Origin of the sequence: Sulfurimonas sp., assembly GCF_029027585.1 — a bacterium.
GTDB lineage: Bacteria > Campylobacterota > Campylobacteria > Campylobacterales > Sulfurimonadaceae > Sulfurimonas.
The window spans coordinates 642,178-660,130 of sequence record NZ_CP093397.1 but is presented as its reverse complement, the minus strand read 5'-3'; the positions used below and the strand labels follow the sequence as shown (position 1 = coordinate 660,130).

At 31.3% G+C, this 17,953-nt stretch carries 15 protein-coding genes; 14 read left to right on the top strand and 1 reads right to left on the bottom strand.

Annotated elements, in window-relative coordinates:
- Positions 1 to 7 precede the first annotated feature (7 nt).
- The 9 genes from leuS (at position 8) to MOV50_RS03410 (ending at position 10,940) form a co-directional block, all read left to right on the top strand.
- Positions 8 to 2,476: a leucine--tRNA ligase gene (gene leuS, locus MOV50_RS03450; protein WP_321779020.1), complete on the top strand. Its 2,469-nt coding sequence runs from the start codon at positions 8 to 10 to the stop codon at positions 2,474 to 2,476.
- A gap of 2 nt (positions 2,477 to 2,478) precedes the next feature.
- Positions 2,479 to 2,982, top strand: coding sequence for an LPS assembly lipoprotein LptE (gene lptE / locus MOV50_RS03445; protein WP_321779019.1), 504 nt, complete (start codon positions 2,479 to 2,481; stop codon positions 2,980 to 2,982).
- 15 nt (positions 2,983 to 2,997) lie between these two features.
- Positions 2,998 to 3,228: a hypothetical protein gene (locus MOV50_RS03440; RefSeq protein WP_321779018.1), complete on the top strand. Its 231-nt coding sequence runs from the start codon at positions 2,998 to 3,000 to the stop codon at positions 3,226 to 3,228.
- 86 nt (positions 3,229 to 3,314) lie between these two features.
- Positions 3,315 to 4,544 (top strand): diguanylate cyclase, encoded by a 1,230-nt coding sequence (locus MOV50_RS03435; RefSeq protein WP_321779017.1) that lies wholly within the window; start codon positions 3,315 to 3,317, stop codon positions 4,542 to 4,544.
- Between the two features lie 2 nt (positions 4,545 to 4,546).
- On the top strand, positions 4,547 to 5,698 hold the full coding sequence (locus MOV50_RS03430; protein WP_321779016.1) for a bifunctional folylpolyglutamate synthase/dihydrofolate synthase: 1,152 nt from the start codon (positions 4,547 to 4,549) through the stop codon (positions 5,696 to 5,698).
- A 7-nt stretch (positions 5,699 to 5,705) separates the two neighbouring features.
- A complete protein-coding gene (locus MOV50_RS03425) occupies positions 5,706 to 6,662 on the top strand; it encodes a M23 family metallopeptidase (protein ID WP_321779015.1) in 957 nt (318 codons plus the stop codon).
- On the top strand, positions 6,659 to 6,997 hold the full coding sequence (locus MOV50_RS03420; protein ID WP_321779014.1) for a polymer-forming cytoskeletal protein: 339 nt from the start codon (positions 6,659 to 6,661) through the stop codon (positions 6,995 to 6,997). The genes MOV50_RS03425 and MOV50_RS03420 overlap by 4 nt, the downstream gene beginning before the upstream one ends.
- A 53-nt stretch (positions 6,998 to 7,050) precedes the next feature.
- Positions 7,051 to 10,041: a DEAD/DEAH box helicase gene (locus MOV50_RS03415; RefSeq protein WP_321779013.1), complete on the top strand. Its 2,991-nt coding sequence runs from the start codon at positions 7,051 to 7,053 to the stop codon at positions 10,039 to 10,041.
- An 89-nt stretch (positions 10,042 to 10,130) separates the two neighbouring features.
- Complete coding sequence (locus MOV50_RS03410) at positions 10,131 to 10,940, top strand: TIGR00282 family metallophosphoesterase (protein WP_321779012.1); 810 nt, start codon at positions 10,131 to 10,133, stop codon at positions 10,938 to 10,940.
- 162 nt (positions 10,941 to 11,102) lie between these two features.
- Here MOV50_RS03410 and MOV50_RS03405 read toward each other — a convergent pair whose 3' ends face one another.
- The gene (locus tag MOV50_RS03405; RefSeq protein ID WP_321779011.1) at positions 11,103 to 11,558 is read right to left on the bottom strand and encodes a hypothetical protein; all 456 of its coding nucleotides are present in this window, start codon (positions 11,556 to 11,558) and stop codon (positions 11,103 to 11,105) included.
- A gap of 90 nt (positions 11,559 to 11,648) precedes the next feature.
- On the opposite strand from MOV50_RS03405, the gene MOV50_RS03400 reads away from it, so the two are divergent.
- From MOV50_RS03400 to MOV50_RS03380, 5 genes are all read left to right on the top strand, one after another.
- Complete coding sequence (locus tag MOV50_RS03400; RefSeq protein WP_321779010.1) at positions 11,649 to 13,475, top strand: transporter substrate-binding domain-containing protein; 1,827 nt, start codon at positions 11,649 to 11,651, stop codon at positions 13,473 to 13,475.
- Complete coding sequence (locus MOV50_RS03395) at positions 13,456 to 14,010, top strand: HAMP domain-containing sensor histidine kinase (protein WP_321779009.1); 555 nt, start codon at positions 13,456 to 13,458, stop codon at positions 14,008 to 14,010. Before MOV50_RS03400 ends, MOV50_RS03395 begins: the two co-directional genes overlap by 20 nt.
- A complete protein-coding gene (locus MOV50_RS03390; protein WP_321779008.1) occupies positions 14,003 to 14,689 on the top strand; it encodes a response regulator transcription factor in 687 nt (228 codons plus the stop codon). Before MOV50_RS03395 ends, MOV50_RS03390 begins: the two co-directional genes overlap by 8 nt.
- Positions 14,690 to 14,781: 92 nt before the next feature.
- Complete coding sequence (locus tag MOV50_RS03385; RefSeq protein WP_321779007.1) at positions 14,782 to 16,800, top strand: TolC family outer membrane protein; 2,019 nt, start codon at positions 14,782 to 14,784, stop codon at positions 16,798 to 16,800.
- Positions 16,800 to 17,951, top strand: coding sequence for an OmpA family protein (locus tag MOV50_RS03380; RefSeq protein WP_321779006.1), 1,152 nt, complete (start codon positions 16,800 to 16,802; stop codon positions 17,949 to 17,951). The genes MOV50_RS03385 and MOV50_RS03380 overlap by 1 nt, the downstream gene beginning before the upstream one ends.
- The last annotated feature ends 2 nt before the right edge of the window (positions 17,952 to 17,953 follow it).

The following is a 17,953-nucleotide window of genomic DNA, read 5'->3' as shown; positions in this document are numbered from 1 at the left end:
AGTAAAGTTGGAATATAACTCACAACTTATAGAAAAAAAATGGCAAAATTATTGGGCAGAACATAAAAGTTTTGAGCCTAGTGAAGACTTTACAAAAGAGAAAAAATATATACTAAGTATGTTTCCCTTCCCAAGTGGAAGACTCCATATGGGACATGTTAGAAACTATTCTATAAGTGATGCTTTTGCGCGTTTTCATCGTCAACTTGGGAAAAATGTACTTCACCCTATAGGCTTTGATAGTTTTGGTATGCCAGCTGAAAATGCTGCTATTAAAAATAATGCAAATCCAAAAACTTGGACTTATGACAATATTGACTATATGAAAGGTGAGTTTAAATCACTAGGTTTTTCTTTTTCAAAAACAAGAGAACTTGCAACTAGTGATGAGCTTTATACTAAGTTTGAGCAAGGTTTTATTATCGATATGTTTGAGAATGGACTTTTATATCGTGAGAAAGGTTTACTAAATTGGTGTCCACATGATAAAACTGTTTTAGCAAATGAACAAGTTGTAGATGGATGTTGCTGGAGATGCGATACACCAATAGTCAAAAAAGATATGAATCAGTACTATTTTAAAATAACAAAGTATGCAGATGAACTTCTTGACTCGTTAAAAAAGCTAGATGGTGGTTGGCCAAAACAAGTTTTAACTATGCAAGAAAACTGGATAGGAAAATCAAATGGTTTAGAATTTGACCTATTCTTTGATGAGAATTCACTATCTATTTTGGATAATGAATTTAAAAGCTTTGATGTATTTACAACTCGTCCTGATACTATTTATGGTGTTTCATATACTGCACTTGCACCTGAACATCCAATAGTTAATTATATGATTGATAACAATCTTTTAAATCATGATGGAAAAGGGCTTGATAGAATTTTTCAAATTAGAAAAATGAAAGATACATCTTCTATTGATCGACAAAAAGTGAAAGTGGGCGTTCCTCTTGGACTTGATGTTATTCATCCCCTTACAGGTAAAAAAGTACCAGTTTGGATAGCTAACTTTGTTCTTATGGATTATGGTTCAGGAGCTGTTATGGCTGTTCCTGCCCATGATGATAGAGATTTTGATTTTGCAAAAAAATATAACTTAGAGATAAATGCCGTTATCAATCCTAAAGAGGGTGAACATGATTTTACAACATCTGCGTTTACAGATGCTGGAGTACTTTTTAACTCAGCTGAATTTGATGGACTTAATTCTAAAAAATCTCAATACAACATCATAAAGTATTTTGAAGAAAATAAAATAGGTCAAAAAACTACAAATTATAAACTAAAAGATTGGGGTGTTTCTCGTCAGAGATATTGGGGTGCTCCTATTCCTTTTGTTCATTGTGATTCTTGTGGTTTAGTGATGGAGAAAAAAGAAAATCTTCCTATTGCACTTCCAGCACATGTTGAGATAACAGGAGAAGGAAATCCTCTTGATAAGCATCCAACTTGGAAATATTGTAAATGTCCAAAATGTGGTATAGATGCTATAAGAGAAACAGATACGATGGATACTTTTGTTGAGTCTTCTTGGTACTTTTTGCGTTTTTGTGCGTCAGAGGTAAATTGGGAAAAAGAGGCATTTTCAAAAGAGCAGATAAAGTATTGGATGGGTGTTGACCAGTATATTGGTGGCATTGAACATGCTATCTTGCATCTACTCTATGCTAGATTTTTTACTAAAGTTTTTCGTGATTTAGGTTATATTGATTTTGATGAGCCGTTTGACAACTTATTAACTCAAGGTATGGTTTTAAAAGATGGTGCTAAGATGAGTAAGTCAAAAGGAAATACAGTTGACCCAGATGCTATCATACAAAAATATGGGGCTGATACTGCAAGACTTTTTATACTTTTTGCTGCTCCTCCAACGCAAGAGTTAGAGTGGAATGATAATGCTGTTGAGGGTGCTTACAAATTTATAAAACGATTTAACGATAGAAGTTCAAATATTGTTAAAACAGACACAATACCTTTAATCGAACATACTACGCTTAGTAAAGATGAAAAATATGCTAGAAAAAAAGTTTATGAAGCCTTAGTAAGAGCAAATGAAGTGTATAATGAAAAATATACTTTTAATACTTTAATAGCTGGGTCTATGGAAGCGATGAACGCACTTAACTCTCAAAATAATTCAGATGTATGGAGTGAAGGTTTTTGGATTTTAAGCTCGATTTTAGAGCCTATTATTCCACATGTTTGTTGGGAGATAAGCAGTGAAAATTTTTCTTTAAATAATTTAAGCTCTCAAAAAGTTTTAGATGAAGTTTTTGTTGAAGACTCGATTACTTTAGGTGTTTCAATAAACGGAAAAAGAAGATGTGAAATAGAGGTAGCGGTTGATGAGTCAAAAGAAAATATCATATCACTTGCTAAAGAAAAAGCCGGGAAATGGCTAGAAGGAAAAGAGATAATTAAAGAAATTTTTGTCCCTAAAAAGCTTGTAAACTTGGTTGTTAAAGGTTAAATATGAAATTTTTATTGACTCTTTTGATACTTATATCCTTTGCATCTTGTGGGTATAAACCAAGCTCAAAACTCTCTCGCGAGGTAATGGGAGAAAAGATAAGTACAAGTATTATTATTTCTGCTCAGGATCCTGAAAATACTGTAATAATTAAAGATGCAGTAGATGAAGCAGTTATAAAAGTATTTCATGCCTCTTTGCGTAAAAAGTCAAACTCTGATACTCACTTAGATTTAAGTATAGCTTCTCCATCATACACGCCTATTGTTTATGATACAGATGGTTTTGTTATTGGTTATAGAATGAGTGTAAGTTTGAGTATAATTAGGTATCATAGTGGTCTAAATAAAAAATATACTGCTTCTGGAACATATGATTTTTCAGTAGAAAAAAATGCGGTTGTAACAGATCAGCAAAGATTTGATGCAATTAGGTTTAGTGCCGCAAAAGCGATTCGTTCATTTGTTGCTCAAGTTTCGGCAGAAGGTGCAAGAGCAAAAAAGTAAAATAAGGGGTTAGTTATGACAATTCAAAGTATTATAAAAAAGGCTGTAAAAAGACTTGAGTTAGAGAGTAAGTTACTAACGCCAGATTTTTATGCTGAGGCATTTTGTAAAGAAGCAAAAAAAGCTGGAATGCAAAGTGAAGATTGTAATCATATAGAAAAATTATCTAAAACCTTAAATAAAGATATTCAAAAAGAGTTAAAAAATTATCGCATACAAACAATGGGTGAATTATCTCGTTTTTAATTTCCAAACTAAATAGAACAAATCCTACAATATGCTCAGAGTTATTAGAATCTCAAATTATTTTAACAAAAAGAATACTGCAAGTTGTGGAAGTTTTACATAATGAACAAGCAAGTGAATTGGCAAAACAGAGTATTAAACTTATTAGCTCAAACCCTACAACAATAGAGCTTGAACAATTCAGACAACATTGGGTTAATTTTATAACAACATATGATGATAATTTTTTAAATAAACTGAGCGGTTTTGGAAAAATTGATAGTTCAAATTTAAAAAAGACTATTGAAAATTTAAATACAAATATTTCAACTTCAAATGAAAGTGAAAATAGTAATGAACTTGTAAGAATTGCTTCTCTTTTAGTTTCTTCTTTTGTGCCTTCAATAGCTTCAAGTGTAAATGATAAAATAGCAATGCTTAGTCAAAAAATAAAATCAAACCCAACTCTTTTAGATAGTGTAAGTATAGAAGAAGAGGTTAGAATGATTATATCTCTTAGAATAGCTCTTGACAAAGAGAGTGTAAAAGAGATGGTAGAGTCTATCGATGGGGTTTTAGATAAATTATCTCTAAGGCTAATAGAGATGATAGAGCGTTCTGATGATTCAACCATAGAAATTCAAAAGATTAAATTTGATTTAGAAAATTATAATGATGATAGCAGTAAGAATTTTAAACTCTCACATAAAAAACTTTTAGGAATAGCAACTGCCTTAGAAGAAACTACTCAAACCTTGAGTAAAGATTTGAAAAATCATAGCACTGAAGTAAATGCACTAAGTGTAAAAGTGAAAAAACTTGAACAAGAACTTGAAAGTGCTAAACAAGCTTCAAAAGAAGATTTTTTAACAAAACTTTACAACAAAAGAGCCTTAGATGAGTTTATGAATGTTAAGGAAGCAGAGTTTACAAGATATGCACATAATTTTAGTGTAGTAATGTTTGACTTAGATAAGTTTAAAGATGTAAATGATAACTATGGACATGAAGCAGGGGATGCTGTTCTTTCTGCTTTTGCAAAGATACTTAAAAAAGAAGCAAGAAGTGTAGATATTGTAGGTAGATTTGGTGGAGAAGAATTTATGGCACTTCTTAGTGAAACTGGGACAAATGGTGGCGTTATCTTTGCTGAGAAAGTAAGAAAACATGTAGAAAAAGCTCGTTTTATGTACAAGGGCACGAGAATTAGAGTAACGGTTAGTTGTGGAGTTAGTGAGAGAAAACGAACTGCTTCACTACAAAATGTTATAACTGCAGCAGATAAAAACTTATTTAAAGCAAAAAAAGCTGGTCGTAATCAGGTGGCATATAAGTAAGCATGTTACTAGAAGATTTTTTATTCACTAAGCCTCTTTACTATGAAAGAATAGATTATACTCGAATGCCTAGAGTTTATAGTAGAGTTAAAACATTTTTAAATATTCCAAAAATCATACATCTTGTTGGAACAAACGGTAAGGGAACAACAGGGCGGTTTTTAGCTACTGCTTTATATGCATTGGGCTTTAAAACTATGCATTATACCTCTCCTCATATTTTAAAGTTTAATGAAAGGATTTGGATAAATGGAAGAGATGCTGATGATAAACTACTCCAAGATGCACATTTAAACTTACAAAATATTTTAACCCCATCTGAGTCAAATGAACTTTCGTACTTTGAATATACAACGCTACTTTGTTTAGTAGCTTATCAAGAGTGTGAATATCTTGTTATGGAAGCTGGTTTAGGTGGAGAATACGATGCAACTGCAGTTTTTGATAAGATTTTAACACTTGTTACACCTATCTCTTTTGACCATGAAGCTTTTTTAGGCTCAAGCATAAAAGAGATAGCATCAACAAAATTAAATTCCATACAAAACAATGCAATTTTGGCAAAACAAATAGAAGAAGAAGTTTATGAAGTTGCAACGCTTATAGCAAAAGAGAAAAATCTTAATATTAAAAATTATAATGAACTACTCTATGATAATGATAAAGAAAAAATAAACAAGATTGCAAAATCATTAAAACTTGAAAACTACTTGATAGAAAATTTATCACTTTGTATTAGTGCTTTGAATTTTTTAAACATAAAATACAGAGAAAGTAATTTTTTAAATTCTAAACTTTTTGGACGATTTACCTATGTTAAAGAGAATGTGATTGTTGATGTTGGACACAACCCTTTAGCTGCAAAAGCCATAAAAGATGCATTAATACCAGATAAATTTATTTTGGTATATAATAGCTACAAAGATAAAGATTATAAGAAAATACTCCAAATTTTAAAACCAATCATCAAAAGTGTGCAAATTATTGCTATAAATGAGCAAAGAGTGGCATCAAATGAGCAACTTAAAAAAACTTTAAAAGATTTAGAGATACAATATTGTTCATTTGAAGAAATAACACAAGATGAAAAGTATTTAGTATTTGGTTCTTTTAGTGTTGTAGAAGCATTTATGAATATAAACAAGAGAGCGTAGCTAATATATGAATGATCATTTTACTATTACCATAAACGATGACAATGGTGTAAAACAGTATAACTTGCATCATATAGTAAAAAAAGCAATTCTTTATGCCGTTTCTTTTTTGGGTTTTATAGGCTTGATTGCAGTAGGAACTATTTTATATTTAAACTACTCAGTAGATGAGATAGAAATAAAACGCCAAAATACACAAAATGCTTATGATAGATTAAAAATTAAAAATGATAAACTTGATAAAAGTATTAAAGATACACAGCTAGCCTTAATCGCAAAAAAACGAGAATTGAGTGCGGTTTCTGACTCTTTGTCGGAGATTGAAATTTTGATTGGTCTTTCTCCAGTTGCAGATATGTCACTTCAGCAAAGAGTAAACTTAACAAAAGTAAACTCTCAACAGATGGCTACTTTGATGCAGTTCATACCAAGTGGTTCGCCAATTAACTATAGAGGGGTAACTAGCAAGTTTGGTTATAGAACACATCCTACTTTAAATAGAAAAGAGTTTCATCGTGGTTTAGATATGAGAGCGAAGATGAACACACCCGTTTATGCAACAGCAGATGGTATAGTAGAATGGGCAGGAACTCATAAAAGAAGTGGTTTTGGTAAGCTAGTTATCTTACAGCACAATTATGGTTTTAGAGCATACTTTGGTCATTTAAACAAGATTGTGATAAAATCAGGTAAATTTGTAAAAAAAGGCGATTTAATCGCATATACAGGTAATTCAGGCATGAGTAGCGGACCGCATTTACATTATGAACTAAGATTTATTCAACGCGCAGTAAATCCTTTTTATTTTGTAAAATGGAATGTAAAAAACTATAAAGAGATATTTGAAAAGGAGAAAAAAATACCATGGCAATCTTTAATAACGGCGACAGCACACATCAAGGTACCAAACCCGACACAAACACTACCATTATCACAGCTGGCTCTACAATTAAAGGGGAGATGAATCTCTCTTGTAATTTATATGTAGATGGCGAATTTGAAGGTATAATTCACTCTAAAAAAGAGGTGAATATCGGAAAAAATGGTCACATAAAAGGTGATGTAACAACAAAAAGACTTGTAGTTCAAGGCTATATAGAAGGTAGCGTTAATGCTGGTAGAGTAGAGATTAAAGCTGCTGGACGAGTTAATGGAACGATAGAGTCTTCTGAACTTGTCATTGAGGCAAAAGGTATTTTTGAAGGAAATAGTGTTGTTAAAGGTGCATCTCCTGTTCCAACACCAGAAGCATTACAAGTTACACAAGAACCAACTCTAAAACAAACTTCAGCAAAATAAACTTCTTCCTATGCTTTGCATAGGAATCAATTCATAAACCCTCTAGGAAAAAAATGTCACAAAACATACTATTTGAATATTTTAAAGAAAATAAGAACGATGATATAGAAGTTTTAATATGTGAAGATTTTAAAGAGGCTCAAAACTTACAAAGCGTAGCAAATTTTTTTAACAAAGAAGTTGTTGTTTTTCCAGATTTTAGACCGAGTTATGGAGATGATTTGCGTGTTTACACACAAGAACTTCATCAACTTTTCTCAGCATTAAAATTATATAACACATATAAAAAAAAGCCCTTAATCATTTCTCCGTTAAAAACATTACTGTTTAATCTTCCACATGAATCTTTACTTCAACAAATAACAATAGAATTTGGCTCAAGTATTAATCTAAAATCATTTAAAGAACAGATGCTGTTTTGGGGTTATAGTTTTGTTGATATGGTTCAAGTTGAAGGGGAAATATCTTTTCGTGGAGATATTATAGATATATACACTCCAAATTCAAAAATGCCTATACGAATATCTCTTTTTGATGAAGAGATAGAACAGATAAAACAGTTTGAATTAGAATCACAAAGAACGCTAAAAGAAGAACTAGATACTCTCGTTATTGCTCCAGCTTTTTATTCTTTAAATGAAGATGAATTTAATGCAATAGATGAAAAAGTAAAAGAAAGTGAGTTTGACTCTTTAGTAAAAGATGTTGCATCTTTGGGTTTTTGGTATTTAGAGGATAAGGCTTCAAATTTTGTACATAACAAAAAAGTAAAACTAATCAGAAACTTAGATACTTTACTTGTAGATGCATATGCATTAAATAATCCTATTGTTCCAAGGGATAGTTTTAATGTAGAAATTTTGACAAGTAGCGATAATTATAAAGAATTGATTGTTACAAATGTCCTTACTCTTATCAAAGTTCATAAAGATAAAAAGATAACAATTATCGCGGCAAATGAAGCTCTTATGAAACAAGTTGGGCTTTTTAATTTAAATAATATAAAAGAGATATATGCACCATATATTTTAAACATTCTTACTAAAGATGAACTAATAATCTCTTTAAATAAAGCAGATAAAATAAGGCGAAGAAGAAAAAGTTCCATAATGCTTGATGATTTAAAAACTGGTGATTATGTTGTGCATGAAGATTATGGTGTTGGAATATTTGAAAAGATAGAGCAAACAGAAATTTTAGGTGGGATAAAAGATTTTATAGTTATCAAGTATGTTGGTGATGATAAAATACTTTTACCTGTTGAGAACTTAGACTTTATAGACCGCTACATTGCATCTGGCGGTTCTACACCTATGCTTGATAGACTTGGTAAAGGAAGCTTTGGTAAGTTAAAAGAAAAAGTCAAAAAACGACTTATGGAGATAGCTGGTCAGATTGTAAATACAGCAGCAGCAAGAGAACTTATAAAAGCACCAAAAATGAGTATTGCAAAATCTCACCTGAAAGATTTTCAAAAACTTGCAGGTTTTGTTTATACGGATGATCAGAGTAAATCGGTTGAGGAGATAATATCTCAGATGTCTAGTGGTCATATAATGGATAGACTTTTAAGTGGTGATGTTGGTTTTGGTAAAACCGAAGTTGCATTAAATGTGATATTTACAGCTTTTAAATCAGGTTTTCAATCAGCTTTAATAGTTCCAACAACTCTTCTTTCAGCTCAACATTATCGCTCTTTAGATGAGCGTTTCGCTGATTTGGGACTTCGCTATGCAAAACTAGATAGATTTGTAAGTACAAAAGATAAAAAGAATGTTATTAAAGGTCTGGCATCTGGGGAGATTGATGTTGTAGTTGGGACACACTCGCTGTTTGGTTTAACTTTTAAAAATTTGGGTGTAGTGATTATAGATGAAGAGCATAAGTTTGGAGTTAAACAAAAAGAAAAAATCAAAGAGATTTATCATAATGTGCATCTATTATCTATGAGTGCGACACCAATACCTCGCTCATTAAATCAAGCACTAAGCTCTATTAAAACGATGAGTCAGCTTTTAACTCCACCAAGTGAGCGACAAGGTGTGCGAACTTTTGTAAAAGAGTATAATGAAAAACTTATAAAAGAAGTTATACTCAGAGAGTTAAGACGCGGTGGACAGATTTTTTATGTTCATAACTCTATAGACCATATGCCTATAAAACTTGGTGAACTTAAGGCAATTTTACCAGATTTGAGAATCGTAATGTTGCACTCAAAAATCTCTGCCATTCAAACCGAAAAAGAGCTTTTAAAGTTTGAAGCTGGGGAGTATGACTTGATGATTGCCACTTCCATTATAGAATCAGGTATTCATATGCCAAAAGTAAATACTATGATTATAGATGGTGCAGATAGATTTGGGATTGCCGACCTTCATCAGCTTCGTGGTCGAGTAGGGCGTGGTCATGTTGAAGGCTTTGCCTATTTTATAGTCCAAGATAAACAAAACATTACAGATGAAGCAAAAAAAAGACTTTTAGCCTTGGAGTCAAACTCATTTTTGGGGAGTGGTTCAGTTTTAGCATATCACGATTTAGAGATTCGCGGTGGTGGAAACTTAGTAGGAGATGCTCAAAGTGGACACATAAAAAATATAGGGTATTCTCTTTATCTTAGAATGTTAGAAGATGCTATAAAACTACTTAGTAATACGATGGAGAGCGAGAGAGCAAAGGTTGATATAAAACTTAGTATTTCTGCATATATCTCTGATGAAGTAGTAAAAGAAGATAGACTTCGTTTAGATATATATAGAAGACTCTCTCAGTGTGAAGAATCTGTTGAAATTTATGAGATAGAAGAAGAAATAATAGATAGATTTGGAGAGTTAGACAATCCAACAAAACAATTTTTTGAACTAATGGTTATAAAACTTTTAAGTTTAGAGAAAAAGATAAAAAGCATTATGAACTATGGACAAAATATTACTATTTCATATACAAATAACTCAAAAGAGAGCATAAAATCAAATTCTAAAGATGATGATGACATCATAAAAGCAGTGCTTTTTTATCTTAGAAACAATAAACCAAAGGTGTTATAAATGAAACAAAATGTTTCTCTTGCCAAAGGCAAAGCTTTAGTGATAGGAATTTGTTTGTGGACTTGTTCGCAAACAAAGGAGATAGATAGATGAGAGTTGTGTTTATAGGCGATATAGTTGGTCGCCCTGGAAGAGATATGCTAAAAGAGCATCTGAAGAAAATAAGAGAAGAATATAAAGTTGATTTTGTAATAGCAAACTATGAAAATGCATCTCATGGTTTTGGAGTGACTTCTAAAAATGCTAATGAACTTCTTTCTTATGGAGTTGACTGTATGACAGGAGGTAATCACTCTTGGGATAAAAAAGATGTAGAGGTACTTTTTGATACACATGAAATACTAAGACCGCATAACTATCCTGATGAAGTTGGCGGAACTGGCTGTAAAGTTTATGAAATTGCGGGAGAAAAGCTAGGTGTTTTAAATTTAATGGGACACTACTCAATGCCACTTGTTGATAATGCTTTTAGAAAGGCTAAACAGAGTGTAAAAGAATTAAAAGAGCAGGGTGTTGAAAATATCTTTGTAGATTTTCATGCAGAAGCGACAAGTGAGAAACGAGCAATGATGATTTTACTTCAAGGTAAAGTGAGTGGTATCATCGGTACTCATACTCATGTAAGTACAGATGATTTTCAAATAGCTAATGGAACAGCTTATTTAAGTGATATTGGTTTAACTGGTTGTAGAGATAATGTTATAGGAATGGATTCCAAAGTTCCACTAAAGCAGTTCTTAACCGGCTTGAGAGGACATTTTGATGTGCCAAAAAAATGTAAAAAAATACTTCAAATAGCTATTATGGATTTTAGTAATGGCAAATGTTCTAATGCTTTTAAATTAAAATATTTTTGTGATGGTAGAGTTATAAAAACGCAAGCTTGGATAGAAGAATAATTTTAGACTAAACACAAATAGTATAAAAAATAGTTCTAATAGTGATAAGTATGTTTATCTTAGTGAATGTGTCTGATTATTCTCGCTCAAATGCAGCAGCTAAAGATGTGTTTAAAGACCTCGATTGTGATTTTGGAGATTGTTGTCAAGGGCGGAGTTAAATTAGGCAGTAATTTGGTAGTATTTATCGTTTGATATGTAGGTGTTTACCATTTTATGACGCATCTTTTGTTCTTGTAGCATCTGAATATTATTTGGAAGAGTTGTATTTAGCATAGGTGTTTGGTTTTGCGTCATTTTTGGTTCAAGTAAAAATGAAAATATCTTTGAGTTATCTGCATAAGCATCTTGTGCATTTTTTACAGCTTTGTTTTTGTTATATTTATCTTTTATTTTATTTTCAAAAGAATCTTCTAATTTTTGTTTATTGCTAAAAGTTTTATAGTTTGAGATGTAATTTATCGGAAATTTTTTAGTGTTTGAAGATTCTAAAACTGTATTTTGAAGAAGTTTAGATTCAAAAGAGATTTTAGGAGTATTTTGACTCTCACTTTTATCAGTAGAAGTTTTTTGTATGTTATTTGTACTAATATATGTGCTGTACGAAGATACAAACATAACATCACTCCTGACTTTTATCTGCTAGTATTATAAATCAAAATTGCTTATATATATCTAAAGCAAAGTTTTAAAAGATATAATTAACTTATGAATAAACTAAAGTTAATTTTATTTTTTCTCTCAATCTTTCTTTATGCAGATGCAACTACTACTAAATTATTAAACCTAACTCAAAAAGAAAAAGCATTTATAAAAAAACATCCAAAGATAACGCTTGGAACTGATAAAAGGTGGGAACCTTATGTCATAGTCGATAAAAACGGCGTTATCAGTGGTTATGATGTTGATGTGTTAAATCTTATCAATGAAGTAAGTGGAGCAAACTTTTCTCTTATCATTGGAGATTGGGCACAGATGCAACAAATGGCGAAAAACAAAGAAATAGATGGCTTAAGTACGGGAGGCATCCATAAAGAGCGAAATAGGTATCTGAATTTTTCAGATATTTATATCAAGATGCAAAAGATGCTTATAGTATCTTCGGCAAACCCCAACAATATTCACACCGTAGATGACCTTGAAGATAAAATTATTGCTATACATAAAAGTAATTTAGTAGATGAAAAAATAAGTCGTAAGTTTAAAAACTCTCAAGTTTTAAGCTTCGAGGAACTTGAAGATGTGATAAGTAGTGTTGTTACTGCTAAGGCAGATGTCATGTTTGGAGATGGCTCAACCTTTTACTTAGCAAATAAAATGGGTTTACCGTATTTAAAAAGAGAAGGGACCTTAAATGAAAGCCTGAAACTATCTTTTGGTGTTAGAAAAGATTGGCCAGAGGCTATAATGATTATAAATAAATCTTTAAAGGTTATAGGAGAACATAAATTATTAGAAATAAAAAATAGATGGTTTTTTGATAGAAATGATAAAAAAGAAAAAGAATTATCAAAAGCTGAACAAAAATATCTAAAAGATAAAGTAAATCTTAATATTTGTGTTGATCCGAACTGGATGCCAATAGAAGCAATTATAAATAATAAATATGTTGGTATCGGTGCTGATTTTATAAGATACTTTAAAAAAGAGCTTGATATAGATATAAGAGTTGTAAAAACACAGACATGGAGTGAGTCTATAAAGATGATGCAAGAGAGGAAGTGTGATGTTTTACCTTTGGCATCTTCACTAAATACAAAGTTAAAAAACTTAAATTTTACATCTTCATATCTTCAAGTTCCTTTGGTCATAGTAACAAAAAAAAGCACGCAGAGTATTATCGATATTAGTTTTATAAAAAAGCAAAAAATAGCAATTATTAAAGATTATGCGATTGGGGATATTATAAAAAATGCTTATCCAAATTTAGAACATATTGAAGTGAGTAGTATGAAAGAGGGCTTAGAAAAAGTTAAAAATAATGAGGTTTTTGCGTTTGGAGGCAATTCTTTAACAATGCAGTATTATTTTAAAGATAATGATGATGAAGAACTAAAAATAAATACATATTTTGATGAGAAGCTTTTGCTTAGTTTTGCTACAAGTAAAGAAGATATAATCTTACATACAATTTTACAAAAAATCATAGTAAAAATAACAAATGAACAAAAAGAAAGTATTATGAAAAAATGGTTTTTATTTGAGAATGAAAAAGAGTTTGATTACGCTCTTTTTTATAAGCTAATGGTAGTGTTTTTTGTCATTTTTGTTGTTCTTATGTTTAGAAGTTATAATATAAAAAAGTTAAATACAGAGTTGACAAAAAGAGTAGAAGAGGAACTACAAAAATCAAGAGATAAAGATAAAATGCTCTTTCATCAAAATAAACTAGCATCTATGGGTGAGATGCTAGAAAATATTGCTCATCAGTGGAGGCAACCACTCTCTCAAATAAACTCTTCTGTACTATTGATTGATACTGCTTTGAGTGAAAAAAACGGTTTAAAACCCAGAGGTGGAAGAAAGACTTCTTGAGATAGAGTCTTTAACTAAATACTTGTCAAATACAATAGATGATTTTAAAGACTTTTTTAGTGATGATAAAGATAAGAAAACCTTTTCTCTTAAAAGTATGATAGAGAAGTCTGTTTATATAGTTAAAGGTGGATTTACAAAACATGAGATAGAGATAGAAGTAGATGTTCACAACGATTTTATGTGCCATAGTTATGAAAATGAATTGCAACAAGTTTTAGTGGTAATTTTAAATAATGCCAAAGATGCCCTTGTAAATAGAAATAGTTATCAAGCTCTAATCTCTGTAACAGTTAGAATTGAAGGAGAGTTTTATATAATTGAGCTTTGTGATAATGCTGGTGGAATTTCAAAAGAGATAAGAGATAAAATATTTGAACCATACTTTACTACAAAACATAAATCTCAAGGAACGGGACTAGGACTATATATGGCAAAAAAGATAATTGGGGAGAGTTTAGGTGGAGAATTGAGTGTGAGTAACAGAGAATTTGGAACATGTTTTGAGATAAAAATAAAGGTTGGAGTTGAATAATACAAAAGAGAATTACTCGATTTTATATATTGAAGATGAAAAAGAGATTCGGGAAAATTATGTAAGGTATTTGAAAAATCATTTTATAAATGTTTATGAGGCTGGAGATGGAGAAGAGGCTTATGAAATATACAAGAGTAAAAAACCTCAAATAATGATAATAGATATAAATATACCTAAGCTAAATGGGATAGACCTTCTTAAAAAGATACGAGAAAATGACTACACCACAAAGGCAATAATTTTGAGTGCACATACAGAGTTAAACTATCTTCTAGATGCTACTGGGCTTGGTTTGACAAAGTACCTCGTAAAGCCTGTTACTAGAAAAGAGTTAAAAGACGCACTAAGTTTTGTCATAGAAGAGTTAACCAAATATAGCATATTTTCAAAAAAAGTTTTAATATTAAAAGATGGATATAGATGGGACTTTGAAAAAGAAGAACTACGCACAAATGAAACGATACTCTTAACAGATAAAGAAAGACAAATCTTATCTTTGCTTTTCTCAAACATAAATATTACTTATAGTTATGATGATATCATAGGAAATGTTTGGGATAGTTATGATGATGATAGAGTTGCTGCACTAAAGACAATTATAAAGAATCTAAGAAAAAAGTTACCAAAAGAAACTATAAAAAATGTGTTTGGAGTAGGTTATACCATAGAAATTTAATAAAAAACATCAAACTAGCCACAAACTCACTACTTCCTCACTTTTGTTAGTTAGAATACCGCTGATATAGCAAATAATAAGGGGAATCTAGAATGTTAAAAAAATCTTTTATCATCTTTAGTGTAGCAAGTTTTATATTTTCATCATCACTTTTTGGCTTAAGTCTTAAAGAAAGTGTTGTTGAGGTTTTAAATACAAATCCAGTTATTCAAGAGAGATTGAAAAACTTTAGGGCTACGCAACAAGATTTAAATATAGCAAATTCTGAGTATTATCCACAGCTTGATTTTAGAGCAGTTGTTGGATTTAACAAAGCGGGAGCATTAAAAAATGGAGATAATTCAGATTATAGTCATAATATAGTTGAGCAAGATTATGGAAATTATGAAACATCTTTGACTTTTACTCAAAATCTTTTTGATGGTTTTGGTACTACTCATAAAGTAAATTATGAAGAAGCTAGAATCTTAGCATCTGCGTATAACTACATAGAAAAATCAAATGATATAGCTTTTAAAATGATAGATGCTTATGTAAATGTTATGCGTTCACATGAACTTACTCAAACAGCTAGAGAAAATGTACAGATAAATGAAAATATTTATAAAAAAGTTAAAGATTTGTTTGAGTCAGGATTGACAACTGATTCTGAAGTTAAAAAAATCCAATCTTCACTTTCACTAGCTCGTTCAAACCTGACAGTACAAAAAAACAACGCAAGAGATGCAGAGTACTCTTTTAGAAGAGTTTTAGGTCGTATGCCTTTAGTTCACGAGATGCAAAGACCAGAGTTTAATGTTGGGATGCCAGAGAGTATCCAAAGAGCTGCGATGTATTCTGTTGAACATAACCCTTCACTTTTAGTTAGTAGATATAATATCAAAGGTGCTCAGGAATTATACAAACAACACAAAAAAGATTACTATCCAAAAATTGATTTTGAAATGAGCCAGTTTTATAATGATGTTGAAAAAAGAAATGCATTTGATTCCCCAGATGATAGATTTCGTGCTCGTTTAGTGCTTAACTATAATATTTTTCGTGGTGGAGCAGATAAAGCAAATATCCAAAAGCATCTAAGTAAAATAAACCAAGAGATAGAGATAAAAAGAGATTTAAAAAGACAAGTGATAGAAGGTTTAAATCTTTCTTGGAATGCTTATCAGATGATTGGTGAACAGCTAAAAGATTTAAGAGATTATAGTTCATTCTCAGAGAGTACGCTTAGCCTATATGAAGAAGAATATGATTTAGGTCGTCGTTCTTTACTTGACCTTTTAGCATCTCAAAACGATGTGATAAACTCTAGAAGTCAAATCATTAAAGCTGAGTATGACCAACTTTTTGCAAAGTATCGTATCTTAGACGCTATGGGACTTTTAGTAACTGCAGTAACTGGCGATGTTAATAAACATGCTGCAAAAGTAAACCTTTATAGTGGTTCTGAAGCCTTAGAAATCTTAGATACTCTTCCTGTAAAACTAGATTCAGACAATGATGAGATTCCTGATAATATAGATCTTTGTGACAACTCTTTAAAAGCTAACAATATTATGCCTTATGGTTGTAAAAAAATGATGAGAGATAGTGATTCTGATGGTGTTATAGATGCCAAAGATTCTTGTCCTCTTACTCCAATAAATGCGAAAGTTTCTCCAGATGGTTGTGCACTTGACAGTGACTTTGATGGTGTAAAAGATTATGCGGACAAATGTCCTAAAACACCAATTGGATATACGGTTGATGAAAAAGGATGCACAATATCATTGAGTTTAAGAGTTAATTTTTCAGCAAGTAGTTCTAATATTCCAAGTGATTCAAAAACAGAAATAGATGTATTGGCGGGATTTTTAAAAGCAAATTTAGATTATAATGTACATATAATAGGGCATACAAACAACATAGGTGATGCTAGCGCAAATCTTAAACTTTCAGATAGTAGATCTAAAGCTATAAAAAAAGCTTTACAAAATCAAGGTGTTAATACACAAAGACTCAGTAGTGAAGGTCGTGGAGAAGAAGAACCAATAGCAAGTAATGAAACAGCCGAAGGCTTAAACTTAAATCGTCGTGTTGACATTGAGTTAAGCAAAACAAGTGAGGAGATATAATGAAATACTTACTAATATTAATCTTTGCATACTCTTTGTTCGGGGGAACTTATGATTATGACTATAAAATAGAGCAAGAGTCTAATGTTTCTAAAATGAAACTAGATGCTTTAATGTATGGTGATTTTAAAGAAATTATCAGATTTGAGCCTTTAATTTTTGATGAAGATGATTTAGAAGATGAGATGAATGAAGATACAAATACTACACAACTTCAAGATATAACAAATACTCTTAAAAAGTATATTGTAAGTGGGGAGAGTGTTCGTATTAGCATTATAGGACATACTCCAGAAGCACAAACTATCATTTCAAGTTATGAGAGAGTAGAAGTTGACACTAAACAAACAATGGATCTTAGTAGAAAAAATGCTAAATTTATTCAAGATGCTTTAGTGAAAAATGAAATCAATGAAGAACTTATGATTTTATCTTATCGTGGTGGTAAAGATATGGCTTTTAGTGATGCATTGACACAAGGAAAAGAGCTTTCAAATCGCGTAATGGTTACTTTATATGTAATGTTCCCTGAAGATATTGATAGTGATAAAGATGGTGTTTTTGATAGTGTGGATAGATGCCCAGCGACGCCAAGGGGAGCAACTGTAGATAGTTATGGTTGCCCTGTTGATAGTGATAAAGATGGGGTTATTGATTATAAGGATGAATGTCCTAAAACACCTATTGGTGTGGAAGTAGATAAAAAAGGATGCCCGTTAGATAGTGATGGCGATGGGGTTGTTGATTATAAAGACAGATGTCCAGATACACCAAAAGGCGTTAGTGTTGATCCAACAGGATGTGCTCTAAGTAAAGAGTTAGCAATAACATTTAAACCAAATTCAGATAAGATACTAAAATCTTCTTATGAGAAGGTAGTTGCCTTTGCTGTTTTCTTAAAACAAAATCCTGTGTTTAATGCCAAAATCATTGGTCATACAGATAGTACTGGTAAAGCAGAACTCAATATGAGGTTATCTCAAAGAAGAGCAGCTGCAGCAAAATCTGCACTAATATATGAGGGTGTTGAAGCATCTAGACTTACTTCTAAAGGTAGAGGTGAGCTGGATCCAGTTCAAAGCAATAGAACAAAAGAGGGTAGAGCAATTAATCGTCGTATAGAGGTTAAGCTTTCTTATAGCGCACAATAATA

Coding starts and splice junctions, on each gene's coding strand:
- lptE (WP_321779019.1), top strand. CDS start 2,479: ATGAAATTTTTATTGACTCTTTTGATACTTATATCCTTTGCATCTTGT.
- MOV50_RS03440 (WP_321779018.1), top strand. CDS start 2,998: ATGACAATTCAAAGTATTATAAAAAAGGCTGTAAAAAGACTTGAGTTA.
- MOV50_RS03430 (WP_321779016.1), top strand. CDS start 4,547: ATGTTACTAGAAGATTTTTTATTCACTAAGCCTCTTTACTATGAAAGA.
- MOV50_RS03425 (WP_321779015.1), top strand. CDS start 5,706: ATGAATGATCATTTTACTATTACCATAAACGATGACAATGGTGTAAAA.
- MOV50_RS03420 (WP_321779014.1), top strand. CDS start 6,659: ATGAATCTCTCTTGTAATTTATATGTAGATGGCGAATTTGAAGGTATA.
- MOV50_RS03415 (WP_321779013.1), top strand. CDS start 7,051: ATGTCACAAAACATACTATTTGAATATTTTAAAGAAAATAAGAACGAT.
- MOV50_RS03410 (WP_321779012.1), top strand. CDS start 10,131: ATGAGAGTTGTGTTTATAGGCGATATAGTTGGTCGCCCTGGAAGAGAT.
- MOV50_RS03405 (WP_321779011.1), bottom strand. CDS start 11,558: ATGTTTGTATCTTCGTACAGCACATATATTAGTACAAATAACATACAA.
- MOV50_RS03400 (WP_321779010.1), top strand. CDS start 11,649: ATGAATAAACTAAAGTTAATTTTATTTTTTCTCTCAATCTTTCTTTAT.
- MOV50_RS03385 (WP_321779007.1), top strand. CDS start 14,782: ATGTTAAAAAAATCTTTTATCATCTTTAGTGTAGCAAGTTTTATATTT.
- MOV50_RS03380 (WP_321779006.1), top strand. CDS start 16,800: ATGAAATACTTACTAATATTAATCTTTGCATACTCTTTGTTCGGGGGA.